The organism is Gemmatimonadota bacterium (assembly GCA_039715185.1).
Taxonomy (GTDB): domain Bacteria; phylum Gemmatimonadota; class Gemmatimonadetes; order Longimicrobiales; family RSA9; genus DATHRK01.
Window position 1 is genome coordinate 1 of sequence record JBDLIA010000058.1, and the last position, 20,648, is coordinate 20,648.

The following is a 20,648-nucleotide window of genomic DNA, read 5'->3' on the forward strand; positions in this document are numbered from 1 at the left end:
GACTTCCGCCAGACCACCGACGCGGAGGTCTTGGCGCTTCTGGCGGAGGCCCGGGAGTCCTCCTCCCAGAAGAGCGGCGCGCCGTGAGCGGAGAGCGGCCGAGGGAGTCGCGCCCTCGGCCGTCCCCGCGCAGCTCTTACGGCAGGCTGGTCGTGCGGCCGGAACCGCCCACCGGGTAAGCGGCGCCGGTGATCGTGCCGGCCAAGCCGGTCACGATGTAGTCTTCCAGCGCCTGCTGGTAGGACACTCCGAGCGTGGTGAAGGGCGCCCCCCGGTAGGGGTACTGGTCTCCGCCCCGCGCCAGGAAGTCGATCGTGGCGATCGCGATGGCGGCTCCGCCTTGCACGCTGCCTCCAACGACGATGGGCGTGCCCCCCGACAGCGTCACGTCCACCACCCGCGTCCCGGGCGTCGTGACGTTGCCGCTGCCGTCCAGGATCTGGGCCGTGCCGGTGGTATCATAGGAGAAGGTGAAGCCGGCTATCTGTGCGAAGCGGCCGTCCGTGAACTCCACGCGCGACACCGCGTTCTCCAGGATCTCCTTGAATTGTTCCCTGGGGATGTCCGCGACGATAGTCACGAAGTTGGGGAACGGCACCATCTCGAACGTCTTCAACAGGCTGATCGGTCCGGCCGGCACGATCTCGTCGTTGCGGATGCCGCCTCCGTTCTGCAACGCCACATCGGGAGCCGGGGCCCCGAAGGATGCGGCGAGCTGTTGCGCCTGCCAGAGCAGGGCGTCGGCGATCAGGTTGCCCTGGTTGGTCTCACGGGTTCGAACCTCGCTGCGCCTGCCGTCCAGGTCGACCTCGCTCGTGCCGATGATCGTGGCGGCGAGCGCCGCGACCGCTGCCTCGACAGGCGCCACGACCAGGCTCTGGATCACGGGATCGGGCGCGACGCCGTCTGCGAACGCGCCCCCGACCACACGCACCGGGCCGCTCGCGTCGCCGATACCCACGACGTCGCCGTGGTGATCGAACTCAACGACCAGACGCCCCACGTACCGATACTGACCCGCCGTCGTGACCACGGGCACCTCGGTGCCGTCCATGTCCAGCGCCGTAAGCGGGTAGTCTCCCTCCGGGGAGTCCCCCGGAATGAGGAGGTCGCCAGGGTTGGCGAGCAGCTCGTCGCCGCCGCCGGCGATGACGATGTCGACTCCGTCGAGCATCGGGATCAGGGTGAGTTCCTCCTGGACGCTCTGCAGGTGGCTCGCGAGGATGATCTTGTCGACGCCGCTGGCTTCCAGCGCTCCCACTTCGGCCATGATCGCGGCCGCAACGTCGGCCTCCACGACCACGTTTCGTGGGCTCGAGATGAAGGGCAGATTGGGTGTCGTTGCGCCGATGACTCCGACGCGGGCTCCGGGCAGCTGCACTACGATGCTCTCGGCGATGCGGCCTCCGCCCTCCAGGGCCGCGAGCGCCGGCTCACCCGACACGTCCAGGTTGGAGCTCAGGAACGGCCCCGCGCAGGGCACGTTGTGCCGTCCGCTCGAGGGTCCGCTGCCGCCGGTTTGCCCCTTGCGTACGCCGGGCGCTGCCACGCACGTGCGGCCGCTGAATCCGGCAATGAAGTCGGCGAAGAAGTCGGGCCCCAGATCGAACTCGTGGTTGCCGATGGCGAACGCGTCGTACCCGATCTGGTTCAGGGCGATGGCGTCGAAGAACGGCGGGCCCTGATCGATCGAAGCCGTCAACTGCGGTCCGGCGAGGAAGTTGTCGCCGGAGGAGACCACGACCAGGCCGTGGCGACCATCCACCCGAACCTCGTCGCGGATCCGGTCGATGACGCTCGCGAACCGAGCGACGCCCGCGACGTCGCCGTCCGGCAGGAGCTCCGACTCGCCGTCGTTGTTGTGGAGGACGGTCAGGACGTACCGCACCTGCTGGTTACTGTGTTTCGCCGCTTGTCCCTCGACCGCCGACGTGACGGCCTCGGGCTGAGCGGGATCGTCGGCGCAGGCGGCCAGGCCAAGCGCGATGGCGCCGAAGACGGAGAGGGATAGAACGTGCCTCATGGAGCCTCCGGGGAGAGGGGAAGCTTGCCTACACACCATGGATTGGCTCAGGAGATCGTCGCGGCGTCCCGCTAGGGTCTCTATGGGCCAACGTGAGATTCGCTGCCCCGCGCCCTCGCTGTCAACATCCGCAGGGGTTGGCCCGGAACGAAGCTGGCTCCCTCAACCCTTCTTGCACTGCCCGAACGGCTCGCTGCCGTTGGCCGGCGTGCCGCCGCCCATGGCCGGGCGCAGGCAATCCTCCGAGCTGTCGATGAGGTCGGCGATACCTTGGCCAAAACGCCCCACGGCGGTGACGATCAGGACCGCCAAGAGGGCCAGGAGCAGCGCGTATTCGGCCAGATCCTGAGCGCTTTCGTCGCGCCACAGCCGCTCGAGCCACCCGACCTTCATCGTCGCGCCCATTCTTTCCTGACGGGAGAGGAGCGATGCCTTCGCGCGGGACAAACGATCGCCTGGCGCAGCAGGCACGTGTTCAATGCCGGAGGCGTGAGCTTGCCGCGAACGGACTGGCTCGGTGTCTTCGTGCGCTGTCTACGGTCTGACGATCATAGGCCGGCGGAGCCGATCGCGTCAAAGCTCGTGGCCACGCGGACATGCGGCGGCGGACCTCCCTTCGTCACGCCTTGGGCCCGTCAACCGCCACCAGGAAGACGAATTCGGGCTGGCCCATGACCCCGGCGCGGTCCATCGCCTCGGCCAGGTCGTCGCGCTCGGCGAAGTCGCGCGCGCGGTCCAGATCATCCCACTCCATCACCACGATCACGTCCTCGGGGTCGTCTCCGTCGCGGAAGACGATCCCACCGAGCGACCCGGCATCGGCGCGGACGCCGGCTCGCGAGTCGAAGACATCCTTCCAGCGCGCGTAATCGCGCACGCGGTGGCGGACGAGCAGCGTGGCCATCGAACCCTCCGGCAGGCGGTAGCCAACGGCGCTGGCCGGCTCGGGGGGAGGCGGGGGGTCCCGGGAGCCGGCGGGGTCGGGACGGACGGCGGTCGAGCAGACCGAGCCCCTCCGGAGGCTACGCTAGGGCTGCCCGAGCCCCGAAGGCAAGCGGGTCGTCGTGCGCCTGTCGCCGACGCTAGCGACTCCAGGGTGGTTTGACGCGGTTCGCGCGTGCGTAGGCGATGGACTGGCCCAGGTGCTCATGCATGTGCGTGGTGGTCAGGACCCACATGGAACGCACCGTGTGCGGCTGCCCGAACATCGTGAGCGGCTCCTCCATGCGCTCGGACGGCGTGCCCCGCATGGCCTCGACTATGTGCTGGAACGAGTCCTCGAGATGCTCGATGACTTCGGCCTTGGTCACCGGCCGGGCCTCGTAGGCCCGTACGGTGGCAAAGTCGGCCGTGATGCCCGCGGCCTCGGGAGGCTGCACGCCCACGTGGGTGGGCAGCCACCAGTTGTCCCCGGCGATGTGTACGAACACGTCGCCGACGGAACGCACTCCCTCCATGGGCTGCCAGTCGTAGGCCTCCTCCGGCATGGCCTCGGCCAGCATGATCATCTTTCGCGCCAGCTCCTCGACCCGGACCACGAGATCCTCCATGACCGGGTCGGCCGAGGGTGCCGGATGGTCGGTCTGCGCCAGCGCCGGACCGAACGCCATTGCCGACACGAGCAACAGGATCGGCACGGCGCGCGTCGTGGTGTGCATCAGGCGGTCTCCGCGGCGGCGCGCAGCTCGGCGGCTACGGCATCGAGTTCGCGCGCCCTGGACTCGGACACCTCGGCCAATCGAGTCAGGTTGGCTGAGGTCGGCTTCGAGCGCGCATGGATCCACGAGGTGATCGTGTTGTCGCTGACGCCCACCTCTTCGGCCACCGCGTGTTGCGTGCGCACGTGCGCGTGGATGGCCTTGCGGATGGTCAATTGGCTACGTGCTGAGAGCGGATCGTTCATTCTGGCATTGGGCTCTCCGCGCTGCCTGCGCGGGTGACGTCGAGTCGAATACGGCCGGCCTCGCGCTTGATGGCGCGCAGCCAGACCTCGCACGTCTCCAGCGATCGGGCCGAGCCCCGATACACGGCTCCCTGGTACTGCACCGGCTGCGTGGAGAGATACAGTTCGAAGAGTTCACGGCCGCTGGGCTGTGGCGCGAAGAAGACACCCTCGATGCGTGGGTAGCCCTCGGTGCGCAGGGTCAGATAGCCGCGGCCGCGGATACCGGCGAGCGTTGCGGGTTCGGCTGCGACCATGCTTGCGTGTGCGCGGCTATGGAAGATCGACGGCGAGGGCCAGGAACACCCACCGCGCTTCAGCGCCTACTTTGATGGGAATCTAAGTCTCCTGCAAGAGGGCGTCCCTCGGGGAAGGTGCGTTGCGTGACATGCGAGTGACGATGCTGGTGGCATGCGTGGCATCGATCTGGGGCGCCTCGTGCGAGTCGGCGAGGCCCGACGCGGGCGCCCGGGGCGATGATGACGCGGCGCGGCCCGTGACGCCGATCGACGCCACGGCGCCGAGCGCCATGCCCAACGGTACACTAGCGCCCCGGCGGTTTTGCGCCGGGCCACGGCGTCCTACACGGCGTCCGAAATCGACGTGAAGTTGAAGTCCCGCACCTTGATCGGCGGCACCATCACGGTCGGGCTCGTGCCCCCCGATTCCGTGGGCGACACGGGCACGGGGGCGCCGAGCTCCTCCAGGTTGTTCAGCATGAACACCGGCGACTCGTTCCAGCGCAGGTTCTTCACCGCGTGCGAGATCTGGCCGTTCTCGATCAGGAACGTGCCGTCCCGTGTCAGGCCGGTGAACAGGATCGTCCTGGGATCCACGCTGCGGATGTACCAGAGCCTGGTGAGGAGCAGCCCGCGCTCGGTGGAGGCGATCATGTCCTGAAGCGACGCGTCGCCGCCCTCCATGTAGTAGCCCGACACGAACCCCGTCGGGTCGACCCCTTGCTGCGACGCCCAATAGCGGCTGTACGCCAGGTTCTGCAGCACGCCGTTCTGCACCCAGTCCATGCGCCTGTTGGGCAGCCCCTGTCCGTTGAACAAGTTGGGCGCGAGCCTGGCGTCGGCCGGATCCGTGTAGATGGTCACGCGATCATCCAGGAACTTCTCGCCGATCTTGTTGCCGCCGCCCTCCTTGCTGAAGAACGAGCGGCCCTCGTCGGCGAAGCGGGCGTTGAGGGAGAACATCATTCGGCTGATCATGTTGGAGACCGCGGTGGGCTCCAGGATGACCGTCCAGCGGCCGGGCTCGACCGCGCGCGGGCTGCGCGAACGAATGGCCTTCTCGATCGCGCGTTCGCCGATGTCCCCCAGGTCCAGGTCGTTCCAGTCCTTGGAGCCGCCGCCGGCCCACCCTGATCCGGTGCCGTCCGGGGTGCGCACGGTGGTGGTGAAGGTCACCAGCGAGCGATCCTGATAGGCGAACAGGCCGCCCGACGTGGCGACCGACGATTGCCCGGTGTTGTGGGAAAGGTAGCCCGTCGACAGCAGCCCCTGCTCGGCGGCCGGCTCGGTGACGGCGGTGATCGCCCGGGCGCGCTCGGCGGGCGTCAGGTTGGCGGTCGAGGACGCCACCATGTCCACGTCCTGGTACTCCTGCGGGCCCAGCTCGCCCATGTACTCGGGGTCCTCGGGGATGAGCTGGGCGAGCTGTTCGCTGGTGCGCACCACCCGCTCGAGCGCCTCGTCGTCGAAGCTGTTGGTGGTGGCGGACGCCACGCGGTTGCCGAACGCGCTGGTCACCACGAGGGTGGCGTTGAACACGTCCCCGGCGGTGCTGATCTGGTTCACGGCGAAGCGCGTGTTGCCGGTCTCGCCGCTATTCAGGTTTACCCGCGCCTGATCTGCGTTGGACAGCGCCAGGACCTTCTCGGAGATCTCCTGGGCCCGCCCGCGGTCGAAGTAGTTGGCCATCGGTAGTCTCCTGGCTCAGGCGCTGCGGCCCGTGTTGATCACGTTTACGCCGCGGTAGCGCGCCGGCACGCTGCCGTGCGACACCGCGTTCGACTGGGACGGCTGACCCTTGCCGTCGAAGAACGATCCGCCGACCCAGTACTCGCTCTCGCCGGCGATGAGGTCCATGGAGTTCCAGAACTCGGGGGTGCGGATCTGGTAGGCGACGTCCTTCAGCATTCCGGCCCGCTTGCCGTCGCGGATCTCCCAGAACACCTGGCCGCCGAATTGCGCGTTGAAGCGCTGCTGATCGATCGAAAACGATCCGTGCCCGTCGATCAGAATGCCGCGCTCGATCCCGCCGATCAGCTCGTCCAGCCCAACGTCCCGCTCGGGGTTCGGCAGCAGGTTGATGTTGGGCATGCGCTGGAACTGGATGTTGGACCAGCTTTGCGCGTAGCTGCAGCCGTGCGAGCGCACCTCTTCTCCCTGCGAGGCGTACCAGTCGGCGAGCCACGGCGCCTGCTCGCGCGTCGTCTGCAGGTCGTTGAGCACGCCGTCCTTGACGATCAGGAAATCGTCCGGCTTCACGCCCTCGTCGTCCCACCCCACCGAGGACAGGCCGTTCGCCGACGAGCGCTCGCCCATCACGTTCATGAACTCGCCACCGTAGCGGAACTTCCCCAGGTAGTCCTCCGCCGGGAAGATGAACGAGGTGCCGGCGTAGTTGGCTTCGTAGCCGCGGATGCGGTCCAGCTCGGTGGGGTGGGCGATCGACTCGTGCAGCGTGAGCCACAGGTGCGTGGGCAGGAGCACCAGGTCGTACTGCCCTGGCTCGACCGGCGTCGCGGAGAGCTTGGCGACCGCTTCCTCGGCCCAGCGCACGGCGTTGCCGGGCAGGTCGTTACCGGTGATGTGCTCGTAGCCCGCCGCGAGCGGCGCGATGTCCGTGCTCTGACGCGTCTGGAAGTCGGAGCGGTCCGGCGCCACCGCGGTGATGTTCATGGTCGGCCACGCCCGATACAGCGTCTGGTCGCAGACCGTGCCCTCGCTCGACGCGAAGAACTTCTCCTGACGCAGGAACGTCATGAAGGAGTTCACGAAGCGCGCGCCGTCCACGGACAGCGCCGCCTCGTTCGCCTGAAGCAGCAGCGCGACCTTGTCCTCGATGGGGATGTCGAACGGGTCGACCTCCACCGGCGCGGTCCACTCGGCCTCCGGGTACGCCGGGGTGGGCGCGAGCTCCAGCGGACGCAGGCGCGCGAACGCCCCCGAGCGGGCCTGCGCCACCGCCTGCTGGGCGACGCGCTGGACCTCCTCGCGGGTGAGGTCGCGGCTCGCCGCGAACCCCCACGTGCCGTTCGTGATCACGCGCACCCCAAAGCCGAACGTCTCCGAATCGTTCAGCCCCGTGACGCGGCGCTCGCGCGTCGACACGAACTGATTCCGGTTGCTCGAGATGCGCACGTCCGCGTAAGTCGCGCCCGCGCCGCGCGCGGAGTCCAGGGCGAGCATCGCCAGCTCGCGGAAAAACGGGTCGCCGACGCGCCGCCGCGACGATGCGGCGAGCTCGCGCGCGGTCAGCAGCGTCGGGTCGATCTGGTAGCCCGCCCCCACCCCCGCCGCCAACATCGCCCCCCCACGCAGGAAATCGCGTCGTCTCATGCCGTACACCCCTTGTAATGAATGCCGTGGCGCCGTACGGGAGTCTGGCTCCCCCGGGCGCGCTTCACGCGGTGCGCCCGGTGTTGATCACGTTGACCCCCCGGAAACGGGCGGGGGGGCTTCCGTGTGAAACCGCGTTGGCCTGGGATGGTTGTCCCTTGCCGTCGAAGAACGTGCCGCCGATCTCGTAGCTCGACGGACCGCCGATCAGATCGAGCGAGTTCCAGAACTCGGGGGTGCGGATCTGGTAGGCCACGTCCTTGAGCATGCCCTGGACGCGGCCGTCGCGGATCTCGTAGAAGACCTGACCCCCGAACTGCGCGTTGAATCTCTGCTGATCAATGGAGTAACTCCCGCGCCCCTCGATCAGGATCCCGCGCCCGACGCCGTCGACCAACTCATCCACCGACACGTCGCGATCGGCGTTCGGGAGAAGGTTGATGTTGGGCATGCGCTGGAACTGCACGTCGGCCCAGCTCTGCGCGTAGCTGTGTCCGTGCGAGCGCACCGGCAGGCCCTGACTCCGGTACCAGTCCGCCAGCCAGGGCGCCTGCTCGCGCGTGGTCTGCAGGTCGTTCAGGACGCCCTCCTTGACGATCAGGAACTCGTCCGGGGCGACCCCTTCGTCGTCCCACCCCACGGTGGACAGAGCGCCCTCGGTGGAGCGCTCGCCCTGCACGTTCATGAACTCGGGGCCGTAGCGGAACTTCCCCAGGTAGTCCTCCGCCGGGAAGATGAACGATGTGCCGGCGTAGTTGGCCTCGTAGCCGCGGATGCGGTCGAGCTCGGTGGGGTGCGCGATGGACTCGTGGATGGTCAGGAAGAGGTGGCTGGGCAGCAGCACGAGGTCGTACTGGCCGGGCTCGACGGCGGTCGCCGACAGCTTGGCGACGGCGTCCTCGGCCCACTTCTCCGCGCGCACCGGCATGTTCGCGCCCAGGACGTACTCCCAGCCGCGACCCATGGGCTGCACCTCGGTGTTCTGGCGCGACTGGAAGTCGCTGTTGTCGCTCGCCACCGCGGTCACGACCATGCGCGGCCACACCCGGATCATGGTCTGATCCGTGAGCGACCCCAGGGTGTTGGCGAACAGCTTCTGCTCGCGTAGCTGGAACAGGTTCGAGTTCACGAAGCGGGCGTTGGCCACGCCGAGCGCTGCCTCGTTGGCCCGCAGCAGGAGATCCACCTTGTCCTCGATGGCCACGTCGAACGGGTCGATTTCGGCCGCGGAGCGCCACGTGCCCTCCACGCGTTCGGCGGGCGCGAGCTCCACCGGGCGCGCGCGCGCCGGGGCGCTGGAACGGGCCTGGGCCACCGCCTGCCGCGCCGCACCCGCCACCGCTTCGTCGGTCAACTCGCGCGTGCCCACGAAGCCCCACGTGCCGTCCGCGAGAACGCGCACGCCCATGCCGAAGGTCTCGCTGTCGGTCAGGTTGGTGATGCGGCGCTCGCGCGTGGCGATGGATTGGTTGCGGACCCTGGCGATGCGGGCGTCGGCGTAGGTCGCGCCGGCCCTCGAGGCCTCATCGAGCGCGAGCAGCAGCAGGCGTTCCAGCTCCGGGTCGATGCTGGGGCGTACGCTCCGGAGTCCGGGTCGTGCTGCCGCCGCCGGAGGGGGGTTCGAGGCGAGGCCGCCTACGCCGGCGGCGAGGAGGGAGCCGCGTACGAGGAAGTCGCGTCGTCTCATTGCCCAATACCCGCTGATCGGGGTCGCTCGGACCCGAACCACCTACCGCACGGGCGGACGTGCGGGCTTGCTCGCGAGGGCCACAACCTCTGCGCCGGTGTCCCGCCCCGCAAGCGACCCCGCCGGCAGGCCCCGGATGCGGCCCGCCACCCACGCCCCTCCCAGGCTCGCCGCGGCGGCGCCCAGGAGGATCCAGGCGGCGAGGGGCGCTCCGCCGCGGGCCGGGGTCGGCCGGCCTTCCAGCCACCGCCGCAGCGCCGCCGGGGGGAGCGCCGTGCCGCCCGAGGCGTGGGCCAGCAGCGCCGCGCGGGCGAGGCCGAACGGTGCGCCGCCCGGGCCATCCCCAGCGCCCGAGGAGGGGTCCGCCCCGGCGCCGCCGGGCCGCGCAGCCGGCGCGGAGACGCGCGCGCCGACCAGCGCGGCGCCGTCGCTGTCGACCAGCGCGTGGACGCCCTCGGCCGCCGCCACGAACGCGCGGACGCCGACCGGCTCCGTGGACCCGTCGGGCCGGCGCAGCGACACGCGTGCGCCCACGGGCGCGCGGATCCGCACGAGCTCCCCCAGGGCGGGCGCGGCGGGCTCGAAGCCGTAGCGCGCTCCCGCCAGACGCCCCGCGGCCAGCCAATCCGCGAGCGCCGCCCAGTAGGCGGCGTGCGCCTCCGTCGCGCCCTCCTGGAGCCGCCAGCGCCACGTCCGGGTCAAGCCCGTCCACGCCGCCCGCCCGGCCCCCGCCGCGCGCAGCAGCAGGGTCGCATCCGCTCCCGCGCTGGCGCCCACGCGGGCGCCGACGGGCGGCTCGGCGGTGAGGGGGCGGCGCTCCGGGACGCCGGCGGGCAGGGGCGCCAGGTCGGCGGGCAGCGTCCACGCGATGTCCGCGCCCGACTCGGCGAAGCGCGCGCCCACCGGGAGCCCCAGCCGCTCGGCGAGGCGCGCCGGCGGGGGCCCCGCCAGGAGGGCGCCGCCGCCGCGCTCCAGCACCAGCGCGGCGACCTCGTCCGCGTCGCCGGTAGACAGCGCCGCGCCCGGCAGGATCACCACGACGTCCGCGGAGTCGAGGCCGCCGGCCGCGTCGTCCTCCACGCTGCGGCCTCGACCCAGCGCCAGACGCGCCCGCACGTCGAAGCCGGCCTCCTCCAGCGCGCGGATGGCGTAGCGGGGCTCCCAGCCCGCTGCTTCGCCCAGCACGACCACCCGCGGCGCGGAGGCGTCCTCCACCCACGCCCCGGCGGTCGCGGATCGGTCGCCCGCGGCGGCCCTCCAGGCGCGCCACCCGGAGCTGGCGGGGCGCACGCCGACGCTCGCCCGGCCCACGCCGTCCCGGTCGGTGCGCACCGACACGCTGTCGGCGCCCCCGGCGTCGTCGGCGAGGACGACGGCGACGTCCGCGTGCGCGGGGCCGGACACGGTCACGCTCAGCGCCCCGCGTCGGCCGGCGGCCAGCGGTCCGACCGCCTCCAGCGAGAGCGTGGGAGCGCCCGGATCCGGCAGCGCCACCGCGAGGGGCGCGCGCGCCGCCACGGCCGCCAGCGCGGCCAGCTCGGCGACGCCGACGTCCGACGTGTCCGCGCGCACGGTGAGCCCCGGCGGCGCGTCGCCCGAGAGAGCGGCGCGCCAGCGCGCGGCGCCGTCGGCCAGCGCGCCTGGCCCGCCGTCGTCGCCCGGTCCGGAGGCGTCACCCGACCCGAAGGGAGCCGCGCCCAGGAAGAGGAGCGCGAGCAGGCACGCGAGTCCAAGCCCGCGCAGCCAGAGCGGCGCGCCGAGCCGGCTCACCGGGTCAGCGCGTAGACGATCACGTTGACCCCGAAGCGCGTGTCATCGATCGCGTTGAAGCGCTTGTTCTGCGCGTGGTAGTTCCACTGCGACGAGTAGTCCTTGTTGGAGTACAGCACGCCGATGCGGCCGCCCGACAGGATCGCGCGCAGCGACTCGTGCACGAGCCCGTCGCCCCAGCCGTTCAGCTCGTGCGCGGTCGTGGGTGGGCCGTCGGGGAAGTCGAAGAACGCGCGGAACAGCTCGTGGTCGTCGGGCAGCTCCGCGAGCGAGCCGGAGCCGAAGATGCGCTCCAGCTCGGCCACGACGGTGCGGTGGAAGGCGGCGTCGATGTCGTGGTTGTGATCGTCGATGAAGAGCAGCCCGCCGCGCTCCACGTAGGCGCGCAGATTGTCGCTCTCCGTGGCCGTGAAGCGCACCGGGAGGTGGCCCGTCATGAACAGGAGCGGGTAGCCGAAGACCTCGCGCGAGGCCAGGTCCACCACGGCCGGCTCGGGCTCCACCGGGATGTCCGTGTACTGGGCGATGGAATGCGTGATGTTCGCCGGCACGAGGGGCGCCGAGTCCCAGTCGCCGGAGGCGTACCGCGCGGTGGCGAAGCGAAACGATCCCGGCGCCCGCGGCGTTCCTCGCTCCGGCGACGTCTCCTCGGCGGAGCGGACGAGCGCGTCGAAGTAGGGTGGCGCCGATCCGGCGGCGGGGCCGGCCACCGAGCCGGCGCGGAGCGCCGGCGTCAGCACCCGCAGCGCCTGGGCGAGCAGCCGGCGCGCGCCGTCGTGGTCGCCCTGGCGCGCGGCGTCGGCGGCGCGGCCGGCCAGCTCCCCGGCGCGCGTATCGATCGCCGGGTCGGAGAACAGGCGCGCGGCCAGGTCGGCGGCGGCGAGGCTCCCGCGCGCGGCGTCCAGTTCCTCCCAGAGCCGCAGCGCGTCCTCGACCAGCGCCGCGAGGCGCGGCCGGGTGTCGGCGGCGCCGGCGCTCTCGCGCGCACCTGGATTGACGCCCTCCAGCTCGCCCGTGCCGCGGGCCGCGGCCACATCGACGGGGGGGACGGTCTGGCGCCCGCGCGCGAATACGCGCTCGCCCTGTCGAATCCTTTGCAGGATGTCCAGCGCCTGATGCTGCGGCGGCAGGGAGGCGGCCGCGGCCGCCTGCCGCAGCTCTCGCTCCGCCTCCCACATGGCGTTGTAGGCGGCGAGCAGATCCCGATTCAGGGACAGAACCGCGCTCTCGTCGTGGCGGTGCTCGAGCTCCTCCTCCTCCCCCGTTCCGGTGGCCAGGCTGGCGGCCTCCAGCACGTCCTCCGGATCCAGCGGGTCGCGGCCCTCTTCATCGTGGCCGTGGCCGGCGTCCTCGATCTCGCCGCCGAAAAGGTCATCCGGGGGCGCGAAGGGGTCCGCGGGGACCTCCTCGGAGCCGTCCCCCGTGCGCGAGAAGATGATCTCGCCGATCCTGCCCCTCAGGCGCGCCTGCTCCCGGGCGATGTCCAGAGCGCCGGCCCGCAGGGCGTCGGGGCCGGGGCCGCCGGCGATGAGCCGCTCGGTGAGCAGAATCAGCATGCGCTGGCTGAGGATCGGGTTGGCCTCGGCCTCCGCGGGCAGCGTGAGCACCGCGTCGACCAGGTCCTCCTCGTCCGCGCGCGCCACGCGCAGGGTGCGCGTATCGGACACGCCCTCTCCCGGACCGCCCACCGCGTTGTTGTCGACCGCGACGGCGCGGATGTGCAGCACGTCGCCGGGACCGAGGTCGAGTGAGCCCAGGTCCAGCCGCGCGCTGGCCAGACGGCTGCGGGCCGGGCCCTCTGTTCGCGACCAGGGGAGGACGCCCTGGTCGAAGGAGTAGGACTCGCCGCTGCCGCGCGAGCGAATCCACAGGAGATCGAAGGCCCGGACGGCGAAGTCGTCCTCGGCGCGGGCCCGCACCTCCACCACGCCGCGCCCCTCCGCCAGCGTCAGGTCGCGCGCGGGGGCCTCGAGGGAAACGTGCGGCGGCGCGTCCGCGACGGGGCGCAGTGGCACCAGGCGGCGCTCGACCACGCGACCCGCGGCCCGTAGCTCCAGCTCGAGCGCGCGGTCCGCACCGGCCAGCGTCCACTCGAGCTCGATCCGTCCGGGCGCGGGCTCGCTGCGGCGCGGGGTGGGGCCGCCGATGACGCGCGCCTCCAGGCGGCCGCCGCGCGCTTCGACCGCCACCCTCACGCGGCTTCCGGCGAGCGTCTGGATGGGAACGCCGCCGTCGCCCGAGCGCGCTTCGAGGCCGCTGTACCCGGGCGGAGAGGCGCGCCAACTGACCGCGGCGATCCGCGGCTCATCGGCGGCGCCCCCGGCCGCGACCGTGCCCTCGCCGCCGGCGTCCGCGGCGGCGCCTACGCCCGCGCCAGGGTCCAGCCAGCGCTCCAGCGCCGCCTGCGGTCCACCCTGGAACGCGGCGATGGCGAACAGCGCGAGCAGCGAAGCCGCCAGCGAGAGGGCGGGGCCCCGCAGGCGCCACGGGACCACGCCGCGCGCCTGCACGGACGCCAGATACGGCCGCGCTTCCGCGCCGAACGACGCCCCGAGCAGGCCCCCCGGGTGCGCCGTCAGCGCGGTGGCGAGGCGCTCACCCAGCGCGGCCCGCTCCTCCGCCAGGCGGGCGAAGGTCCCCGCCGGACGAGGTCGCAGGGCGCGCGTCAGACCTCTCGCGAGGGCGAACAGGAAGGCCGCCGCCGGCAGCGTCGCGAGAGCGCCGCGCGCCCCCGCGGAGAAGCCCGCCGCCGCGTCGATCGCTGCCAGGCCGGCGGCGGTCCCCGCCGCCCACGCGAGCGCCGACGTGGCCGCGCGGATCGCGCCGCGCCGCCGGTACGCCGCGCGCACGCCGGCCACGAGCCCGGCGGCCAACGCGCGCAGGTCGCCCGGGGCCGTCACGCCGCCCTCTCCCGGCCCAGGGACGTCGCCGAAAGCGCGCTCGATCGGGCGCGGCCCAGCGCCGTCGCCAGGAGCGTTTCCAGTAGGCCCAGCACCAGACCCGCCGCCAGCAGAGGCCGCTGCAACGACCGGCGGTCGCCGAGCCCCAGCGAGGCGGCGGTCGCCGGTGGGCTCCCCGTCGCACCGGAAAGGACGCCGACCGCGCCGGCGCCGAGGCGCTCGTCGAGGGCGTCTGGGCGAGCGGTCGGGGGGGCGCACGCGCCGAGAGCGCGCTCCAGCAGCAGCGGATAGCGCTCGGATCCGACCAGCGCCGGCGCCAGCAGGTCACCCGCGAAGTAGGCCGCGCAGCCCCCCTCGCGCCGCCGGGCCACGCCCAGCGGCCGTCCGTCCGCGTCGACCGCCCATACCTCTGCTCCCTGCGCGGGCCCGCCCGCGGCGCGCCCCACGGCGCCCTGTATCGTCGCCGGGTACTCCCCGGGCCGCGCCCCGGCGGTGGCGAACAGCGTGGCGGACGCCGCCGCCGGCGGGCTGGGAGCCGGGGATGGCCGTGTCCACAGGAGGTCCAGCTCGGGGCCCACGCGGTCGCCCCACAGGACCGTCACAGGGGCCTCTCCAGTCTCGGTCGGGAGGGCAGCGTCCGGTCCGACCAGCAGCGGACCCGCGTCGCGCCCCGCCTCGCCCGCCTCCGGCGTGTACCCGAGCGCGGTCAGCGCCGAGCGCAGATACGGGTCGGCGGCGGCCGCGCCCAGCACCCGAGCCGGGCCCAGCGGCGGCGCGCGTCCACGCTCCGGCTCGCGCCCCGGCGCGGCGTCGCCGCTCGGATCGATCACGCGGGCCTCCGCCGGCCACGCGGCCGCCCGCGTGGACGTCAGCCCGGGGCCCCACGCGCTCCCGCGGGGCATCGTCAGTATCGAGGCCTCGAAGGTCGAGGCGCGCGAGCCCCGGGCCGCGCCGCGCAGGCCCCGGAAGGCGGCGGCGTAGTCGGAATCGACGCGGCTGGGCCCGGCGGCCGCCAGCGAGTCCAGGGCGTCGGGTCCGGCGACCATCGCCGCCGTATCGAAAACCACCAGCAGCGCCGGGGCGGCGGCCAGCAGCGCCCGCGCGCTGTCTAGCGCCGCGTCCCACGCGCCACCCATGCCGCGACCCGCGTCCAGCGCTACGAGACGCAGGCCGCCCTCGCGACGAGCCTCCAGGGACGGCGCCGCGGCGGCGAGCGACAGCGCTCCCACCACCGCCAGCCTGGTCGCGAGCAGGAGCGCGTCGGCGGGTCGCGAGACCCTGAGCCTGGTGCGCCGGTCGGGGGCGAGGAAGCGCGCGGTGGGCAGGGGCGTGCGTGGGCCGGGGTGCGGGCGGAGCATGTGGAGCAGGACGACCCCCGCGGCGAAGGCCGCGCCCAACGCCAGCGCCCACGGCCGCGCGAAAACCATGGCCTAGGCGCCCCGGCGCGGCAGCCAGGAGAGCAGCGCCCTCTCGACCGGCGTGTCGGTGCCCAGCGCCGCGTACTCCACCCCGCGGGCGCGCAGCGCCGACTCCATGCCCGAGAAATAGCCGCTCACGCGCGCCCTGAATCCCGCATCGGCCCCAGGCGCCGCGGCGACCTCCACCTCGGGCCGATCGGGATCGAAGAACCGCGCCGGCTCCAGCGGCGCCCGTCCCTCTTCCTCCGGCGTGAGCGGCCGCAGCACGATCACCTCGTCGCCGCGCGCGCGCAGGCGCCCGAGCGCCGCCACCAGTCGCGTCGCCGCGTCCTCGGCCAGCAGGTCCGAAATGAGGATCACTCGGCCTCGGCGCGGCAGCGCCGTGGAGGCTCGCTCCACCGCTCGGGCGGCGTCGTCGGATCCCGACGCGCGTATGCGTTCGAGGGCAAGCAAAAGGTCGTGCAGGTGTCCCCGCCGATTGCGAGGTCGCAGCAGGAGCTCTCCCCCTGCGCCGGTGCGACCCAGGCCGACCGCGTCGCCCCCGCGCAGCATCAGGTGCGCCAGCGCGGCGGCCAGCATCTGCGCGTAGCGGAGCTTCGTGAGCCCGTCCGCTCCGGCGTACGCCATGGAGGCGGAATCATCGACGATGAGAAACGCCTGCAGGTTGGATTCTTCGCGGAACTGCCTCACGTACAGCCGGTCGGTGCGGGCGAACAGGCGCCAGTCCACGTGACGGGACTCGTCGCCCTGCTGATAGGCCCGGTGGCGATCGAACTCCCGCCCGGCGCCCAGGAGGGTCGCCCTGTGGCTGCCGGTGAACACCCCGGAGACCACCGTGCGGGCCACGAAGTCCAGGCCACCCAGGGTCGCCATGATGTGTGGCGGAAGGAGCGCGTTCATCGCCCGACGGTAGCGGGTCCAACAGGGTGGCGACAACGCCCTCGCCGGGAGCTCCCGTGGCGGGAACGTGAAAAACCTTGACCGCCGCTCGGAACCCGCATATGGTTCGGTATCGAAATATACGGAATCGTTACATTCGGTTCCGTAGTATCGTCGGCGCCGCGCACGCCGGCGCCACAGGGGCCGCGCCCGGAGGCTGATTGGCCGAACCGCTGCGATTCGTATCTCCGCTCCATAAGGCCACGCGTCAGATCGGTGAGTACCTGGCCGACGACTGCCGGCGGCTGGGTGTCGAGCCCGCCGAGGGACACATGCTCTCCTACACGCATCTGTACGGGCCGTGTCCGCCGTCCGAATTGACGAGGGTCTTCGGACACAAGCCGTCGACGCTGACGGGCATGCTGGACCGCCTCGAGGCCAAGGCTCTCCTCGTCCGCGATCCGAATCCCGAGGACAGGCGGTCGAATCTGATCCGGGTCACGGAGGAGGGCGCTTCGATCGCCCAACGTTTGCGCGGCCAGTTGGAAGACCTGGAGCGGGCCGTGCGGGCGCGGGTCGGCTCCCGCAACGAGCAGGGCTTCAGATCGGTGATGAAGGCCATCGCCGATATCACGCAGATTCAACTGAAGGAAGAGGACGAGAAAAAATGAACGCGAAAGACGAACTCCGGCGTCAGTTCGAGTTCCTGTACTACACGGTCGACGTCAACACCGAGGGTCTGAGCCAGGAGGACTCGCTGCGCCAGCCGGAGCCCGGCGGCAACTGCGCGAACTGGATCCTGGGACACCTCACCGTCGTCCAGAACCGGGTTCTGGATTTACTCGGCGAGGCGCCGATCCTGGAGCACCCGAACCTGCCCGTGGGCGAGCAGCCGCCCATCACCGGCCCCGGGAACGCGCTACCGTTCGCGGAAATGAGGGACGAGTTCCTCGGATCCGCGGAGCGCTGCACCAACGGCGTCGCCGGGCTCACGGACGCCCAGTTGGACGAGCGTGGGTTCGTGGACCCGTTCGGGAAACCGACCACTCGTGGCTCGCTGATCAGCTTCCTGGCGTTCCACCAGGCCTACCACGCGGGCCAGCTCGGCCTGTCGCGGCGCCTCGCCGGGTTCCCCGGCGCGATCGCCGCGCCCGCCGCGACTCCGCTTCCGTAGGACCGCACCCCAGGTTCACACCCGTCACCCATTGGAAAGAGGTAAAGATGTCCGAAGACGCGAAGGGACGCTTCGTCTGGTATGAGCTGGCGACGACCGACACCGCCGGCGCGGAGGCGTTCTACACGAAGGTCATAGGCTGGGGTACCGAGAACTGGACCGCCCCGGTAGAGGGCATGCCGCCGTACCAGATGTGGACGCTCTCCGAGGGGCCGATGGGTGGCCTGATGGAGCTGCCCGAAGAGGCGCGCGCGGCCGGCGCGCCGCCGCACTGGATGGGGCACATCGGCACGCCCGACGCGGACGCCACGGCCGCGCGCGCGGTGGAGCTCGGCGCCACCGTCCTGATGGGCCCGCACTCGATCCCGTCGGTCGGGCGCTTCGCGATCATACGCGACCCGTACGGCGCCGTGTTCTCCGCATACACACCCGAGGGCGACGCGCCGGGGCACGAGGGCGAGCCGCACGAGGGCGAGGTCGCGTGGCACGAGCTACTGACCGACGACTACGAGGGCGCGTTCTCCTTCTACGCCGACCTGTTCGGCTGGGACAAGGGCGAGCCCATGGACATGGGCGAGATGGGGATCTACCAGATCTTCGAGCGCAAAGGCGCGGGCGTCGGCGGCATCATGAACCGCCCGCCAGAATGGCCCGCCAGTTGGCTGTACTACGTGCGGGTCGCGGACCTGGACGCGACGGCCGCAGCCGTGGGGGAGAACGGCGGGCAGGTCGTCAACGGACCCATGGAAGTGCCCGGCGGCGGCCGCATCGCCCAGTGCACGGACCCGCAGGGCGCGGTGTTCGCGCTCTACCAGCCGAGCGCCGGGGCCTGATTCGGGGCGTGCGGATGCGCCGGTGTGTCGCCGGCGCGTCCGCTTTCCGCCTATAACCCGCTGCTGGGCGGTGGAGCCGCCTCCAGCACGGCGCGCACGACTTGCGCGACGGGAATCGCCTCGGCTTCCGCCTGGAAGTTGAGCAGCAACCGGTGCCTGAGGACCGGCAGCGCGACCCGGAGCAGGTCGTCCGGGTTCACGTGAAACCGCCCGTCCGCGAGCGCGTTGGCCTTCGCGCACAGGACCAGCGCCTGCCCCGCGCGCGGACCTGCCCCCCAGCGCAGCCAGCGCTCGACCTCCTCGGGTCCCGAATCGGTGCGCGGCCGCGTGGACCGCACGACACGCGCGGCCCATTCCAGCATGTCGTCGGAGATGGGCACCTCGCGAACCGCCGCCTGCAGCGACAGCACGTCGTCGGCGCCGAGCACCGGGTCCACCGGATGCTGCGCGGGGCCGGTGGTCTCGCGCAGGATGCGGACCTCATCGTCGGCGTCCGGATAGTCGACCGAAACCTGCAGCAGAAAACGGTCGAGCTGGGCCTCGGGCAGGGGGTAGGTGCCTTCCTGCTCGATGGGATTCTGGGTGGCCAGAACGAAGAAGGGGCGCGGCAGTTGCCGGTCCTCTCCGCCGGCGGTGACCATGCCCTCCTCCATGGCTTCCAGCAGCGCCGCCTGCGTCTTGGGCGGGGCTCGGTTGATTTCGTCGGCCAGAAGGACGTGCGTGAAAACCGGTCCCTGCAGGAAGCGCGGCACGCGGCGTCCGCTGGCACGATCCTCCTCGATGACCTCGGTACCGGTGATGTCGCCCGGCATGAGGTCGGGGGTGAACTGAACGCGGCGGAATTCCAGGTGGAGGGCGTCGGCGAGGGTCCTCACCATCAGCGTCTTCGCGAGCCCGGGTACGCCCTCCAGCAGCCCGTGCCCGCCCGCGAGCAGGCACAGGATCACCTCGTGGACGGCGCGCTCCTGGCCCACGATGCGTCTTCCGATCTCCGCGCGCAGGCGCTGGACGGAGGCGACCAGCGAGGCCGCGTCGGGGTCGCCCGCGGGGCCCGGCGAACCGGCATCTTTCTGTGGGCGCACGGCCATCGGTTACTCTCGGGCCAACGAAAACGGGCCGCGAACATACGCGGCGGCACCGTCGGAGGGAAACGACCCGGCCGCCGCGCGGATTCGGGGGTCGGAGAACGAGTGATTTTTCTACGGAAGAGACTACGATGCGGGTGGAGACGTTGGGAGCGGGATCGGTGGTGCGGGCCCGCGCGAGGGCGGGGCGGCGGGTTGGTGGGCACGACCGCGCGGTCGGCGTGCTGTTGCTGGCCGCGGCCGCAGGAGCCTGTTCGCCTTCGGGCGGAGACGCGCAGGCCCGCGGCAACTTCCAGTGGGCCACGGATTTTTCCAAGCACACCGTGCCGATGGAAGAAATCGTCCCCGGCGGGCCCCCCAAGGATGGTATCCCGGCGATCGACAACCCGCGCTTCGAATCGATCGAGGCCGGCGGCGCGTGGCTCAAGGACTCCGAGCCGGTAGTCTTCTTCGAGAATCGGGGGGTCGCCCGCGCCTACCCGTACCGGATCCTTATCCAGCATGAGATCGTGAACGACGAGGTGGGAGGACTGCCCGTCACGATCACCTTCTGCCCGCTGTGCAACACCGCGCTGGCGTTCGACCGCCGGCACGGCGACCGCCTGCTGGACTTCGGCACCACCGGGTGGCTGCGACATTCGGACCTGGTGATGTACGACCGCCAGACCGAAACCTGGTGGCAGCAGGCGTCGGGCGAGGGGATAGTCGGGGAGCTGGCGGGCGAAGAGCTGCGTTTCCTGGCCGCTCAGACGGTGAGCTGGGGCGACTTCAAGGCGGCCTACCCTGACGGGCAGGTGCTGTCGCGCGATACGGGCTTCGGCCGCGACTACGGTCGCAACCCCTACGTCGGCTACGACGACCTGGAGGGCGGCAAGCCCTGGTCGCACTTCTTCCTCAAGAAGACCGACGATCGCCTGCGTCCCATGGAGAGGGTCGTGGCGGTCCTGGCGGGCGATCGCACGATGGCGTTTCCGTTCTCGATCCTGGCCGACGTCAGGGTCGTCAACCATGAGGTGGACGGACGACCGATCGTGATACTCTGGGCCCCGGGCACGGCGAGCGGCCTGGACGCGCCGCAGGTGGCGGACGGCCGCGACGTGGGCGCCAGCGGCGTGTTCGATCGTCGGCTGGGCGGGCGCGAGCTGACCTTCGAGCCACTCACTCCGGGCCGCTTCCGCGATCGCGAGACCGGCACAGAGTGGAACATCATGGGGCAGGGCCTTTCCGGGCCGCTCGAGGGGAGGGTGCTGCGCCCCGTTTCGCACGGCGACTACTTCTGGTTCGCGTGGGCCGCGTTCAGGCCCGAGACGCGGATCTGGAAGCCCTAGTGTGCCGGCGCGGAAGTCCCGTGTGCACCGAGGCGCG

General features: G+C 71.7%; 18 protein-coding genes. 4 read left to right on the plus strand and 14 right to left on the minus strand.

What is annotated here, in order from left to right; genetic code table 11:
* Positions 1–136: 136 nt before the first annotated feature.
* From ABFS34_11120 to ABFS34_11180, 13 genes are all read right to left on the minus strand, one after another.
* On the minus strand, positions 137–2,023 hold the full coding sequence (locus tag ABFS34_11120) for a 5'-nucleotidase C-terminal domain-containing protein (protein ID MEN8375990.1): 1,887 nt from the start codon (positions 2,021–2,023) through the stop codon (positions 137–139).
* A 162-nt stretch (positions 2,024–2,185) separates the two neighbouring features.
* The gene (locus ABFS34_11125; protein MEN8375991.1) at positions 2,186–2,428 is read right to left on the minus strand and encodes a hypothetical protein; all 243 of its coding nucleotides are present in this window, start codon (positions 2,426–2,428) and stop codon (positions 2,186–2,188) included.
* A 214-nt stretch (positions 2,429–2,642) separates the two neighbouring features.
* The gene (locus ABFS34_11130) at positions 2,643–2,927 is read right to left on the minus strand and encodes a cyclase (protein ID MEN8375992.1); all 285 of its coding nucleotides are present in this window, start codon (positions 2,925–2,927) and stop codon (positions 2,643–2,645) included.
* A 178-nt stretch (positions 2,928–3,105) separates the two neighbouring features.
* On the minus strand, positions 3,106–3,681 hold the full coding sequence (locus tag ABFS34_11135) for a DinB family protein (GenBank protein ID MEN8375993.1): 576 nt from the start codon (positions 3,679–3,681) through the stop codon (positions 3,106–3,108).
* Positions 3,681–3,926, minus strand: a complete 246-nt coding sequence (locus ABFS34_11140) for a helix-turn-helix transcriptional regulator (GenBank protein MEN8375994.1) — start codon at positions 3,924–3,926, stop codon at positions 3,681–3,683. Before ABFS34_11140 ends, ABFS34_11135 begins: the two co-directional genes overlap by 1 nt.
* Entirely contained in the window at positions 3,923–4,222 is a 300-nt protein-coding gene (locus ABFS34_11145; protein MEN8375995.1) for a hypothetical protein, read from the minus strand. Before ABFS34_11145 ends, ABFS34_11140 begins: the two co-directional genes overlap by 4 nt.
* A 324-nt stretch (positions 4,223–4,546) precedes the next feature.
* Complete coding sequence (locus tag ABFS34_11150; GenBank protein ID MEN8375996.1) at positions 4,547–5,893, minus strand: TldD/PmbA family protein; 1,347 nt, start codon at positions 5,891–5,893, stop codon at positions 4,547–4,549.
* Positions 5,894–5,908: 15 nt separating this feature from the next.
* Positions 5,909–7,537 (minus strand): TldD/PmbA family protein, encoded by a 1,629-nt coding sequence (locus ABFS34_11155; protein MEN8375997.1) that lies wholly within the window; start codon positions 7,535–7,537, stop codon positions 5,909–5,911.
* Between the two features lie 64 nt (positions 7,538–7,601).
* Positions 7,602–9,224 (minus strand): TldD/PmbA family protein, encoded by a 1,623-nt coding sequence (locus ABFS34_11160; protein MEN8375998.1) that lies wholly within the window; start codon positions 9,222–9,224, stop codon positions 7,602–7,604.
* Positions 9,225–9,266: 42 nt separating this feature from the next.
* Positions 9,267–10,994 carry a hypothetical protein gene (locus ABFS34_11165; GenBank protein ID MEN8375999.1) on the minus strand — a complete coding sequence of 576 codons (1,728 nt, stop codon included), beginning with the start codon at positions 10,992–10,994 and terminating at the stop codon, positions 9,267–9,269.
* A complete protein-coding gene (locus tag ABFS34_11170; protein ID MEN8376000.1) occupies positions 10,991–13,894 on the minus strand; it encodes a DUF4159 domain-containing protein in 2,904 nt (967 codons plus the stop codon). Before ABFS34_11170 ends, ABFS34_11165 begins: the two co-directional genes overlap by 4 nt.
* Entirely contained in the window at positions 13,891–15,321 is a 1,431-nt protein-coding gene (locus ABFS34_11175) for a BatA domain-containing protein (protein MEN8376001.1), read from the minus strand. The genes ABFS34_11170 and ABFS34_11175 overlap by 4 nt, the downstream gene beginning before the upstream one ends.
* Positions 15,322–15,324: 3 nt before the next feature.
* Positions 15,325–16,212, minus strand: coding sequence for a DUF58 domain-containing protein (locus tag ABFS34_11180; GenBank protein ID MEN8376002.1), 888 nt, complete (start codon positions 16,210–16,212; stop codon positions 15,325–15,327).
* Positions 16,213–16,412: 200 nt separating this feature from the next.
* Between ABFS34_11180 and ABFS34_11185 the strand changes: the two genes are divergently transcribed.
* Genes ABFS34_11185 through ABFS34_11195 form a run of 3 tightly spaced genes read left to right on the plus strand, consistent with a single transcriptional unit; the run spans position 16,413 to position 18,198 of the window.
* A complete protein-coding gene (locus tag ABFS34_11185; protein ID MEN8376003.1) occupies positions 16,413–16,862 on the plus strand; it encodes a MarR family transcriptional regulator in 450 nt (149 codons plus the stop codon).
* Positions 16,859–17,365, plus strand: a complete 507-nt coding sequence (locus tag ABFS34_11190) for a DinB family protein (GenBank protein MEN8376004.1) — start codon at positions 16,859–16,861, stop codon at positions 17,363–17,365. The genes ABFS34_11185 and ABFS34_11190 overlap by 4 nt, the downstream gene beginning before the upstream one ends.
* Positions 17,366–17,412: 47 nt before the next feature.
* Positions 17,413–18,198 carry a VOC family protein gene (locus tag ABFS34_11195; GenBank protein ID MEN8376005.1) on the plus strand — a complete coding sequence of 262 codons (786 nt, stop codon included), beginning with the start codon at positions 17,413–17,415 and terminating at the stop codon, positions 18,196–18,198.
* A gap of 50 nt (positions 18,199–18,248) precedes the next feature.
* Here ABFS34_11195 and ABFS34_11200 read toward each other — a convergent pair whose 3' ends face one another.
* Positions 18,249–19,286 carry a MoxR family ATPase gene (locus tag ABFS34_11200; protein ID MEN8376006.1) on the minus strand — a complete coding sequence of 346 codons (1,038 nt, stop codon included), beginning with the start codon at positions 19,284–19,286 and terminating at the stop codon, positions 18,249–18,251.
* A gap of 128 nt (positions 19,287–19,414) precedes the next feature.
* Here ABFS34_11200 and ABFS34_11205 point away from each other — a divergent pair, with 128 nt between their 5' ends.
* A complete protein-coding gene (locus tag ABFS34_11205) occupies positions 19,415–20,611 on the plus strand; it encodes a DUF3179 domain-containing protein (GenBank protein MEN8376007.1) in 1,197 nt (398 codons plus the stop codon).
* Positions 20,612–20,648 lie beyond the last annotated feature (37 nt).

Coding starts and splice junctions, on each gene's coding strand:
- ABFS34_11180 (MEN8376002.1), bottom strand. CDS start 16,212: ATGAACGCGCTCCTTCCGCCACACATCATGGCGACCCTGGGTGGCCTG.
- ABFS34_11160 (MEN8375998.1), bottom strand. CDS start 9,224: ATGAGACGACGCGACTTCCTCGTACGCGGCTCCCTCCTCGCCGCCGGC.
- ABFS34_11155 (MEN8375997.1), bottom strand. CDS start 7,537: ATGAGACGACGCGATTTCCTGCGTGGGGGGGCGATGTTGGCGGCGGGG.
- ABFS34_11175 (MEN8376001.1), bottom strand. CDS start 15,321: ATGGTTTTCGCGCGGCCGTGGGCGCTGGCGTTGGGCGCGGCCTTCGCC.
- ABFS34_11205 (MEN8376007.1), top strand. CDS start 19,415: ATGCGGGTGGAGACGTTGGGAGCGGGATCGGTGGTGCGGGCCCGCGCG.
- ABFS34_11120 (MEN8375990.1), bottom strand. CDS start 2,023: ATGAGGCACGTTCTATCCCTCTCCGTCTTCGGCGCCATCGCGCTTGGC.
- ABFS34_11130 (MEN8375992.1), bottom strand. CDS start 2,927: ATGGCCACGCTGCTCGTCCGCCACCGCGTGCGCGATTACGCGCGCTGG.
- ABFS34_11200 (MEN8376006.1), bottom strand. CDS start 19,286: ATGGCCGTGCGCCCACAGAAAGATGCCGGTTCGCCGGGCCCCGCGGGC.
- ABFS34_11190 (MEN8376004.1), top strand. CDS start 16,859: ATGAACGCGAAAGACGAACTCCGGCGTCAGTTCGAGTTCCTGTACTAC.
- ABFS34_11150 (MEN8375996.1), bottom strand. CDS start 5,893: ATGGCCAACTACTTCGACCGCGGGCGGGCCCAGGAGATCTCCGAGAAG.
- ABFS34_11125 (MEN8375991.1), bottom strand. CDS start 2,428: ATGGGCGCGACGATGAAGGTCGGGTGGCTCGAGCGGCTGTGGCGCGAC.
- ABFS34_11140 (MEN8375994.1), bottom strand. CDS start 3,926: ATGAACGATCCGCTCTCAGCACGTAGCCAATTGACCATCCGCAAGGCC.
- ABFS34_11145 (MEN8375995.1), bottom strand. CDS start 4,222: ATGGTCGCAGCCGAACCCGCAACGCTCGCCGGTATCCGCGGCCGCGGC.
- ABFS34_11135 (MEN8375993.1), bottom strand. CDS start 3,681: ATGCACACCACGACGCGCGCCGTGCCGATCCTGTTGCTCGTGTCGGCA.
- ABFS34_11195 (MEN8376005.1), top strand. CDS start 17,413: ATGTCCGAAGACGCGAAGGGACGCTTCGTCTGGTATGAGCTGGCGACG.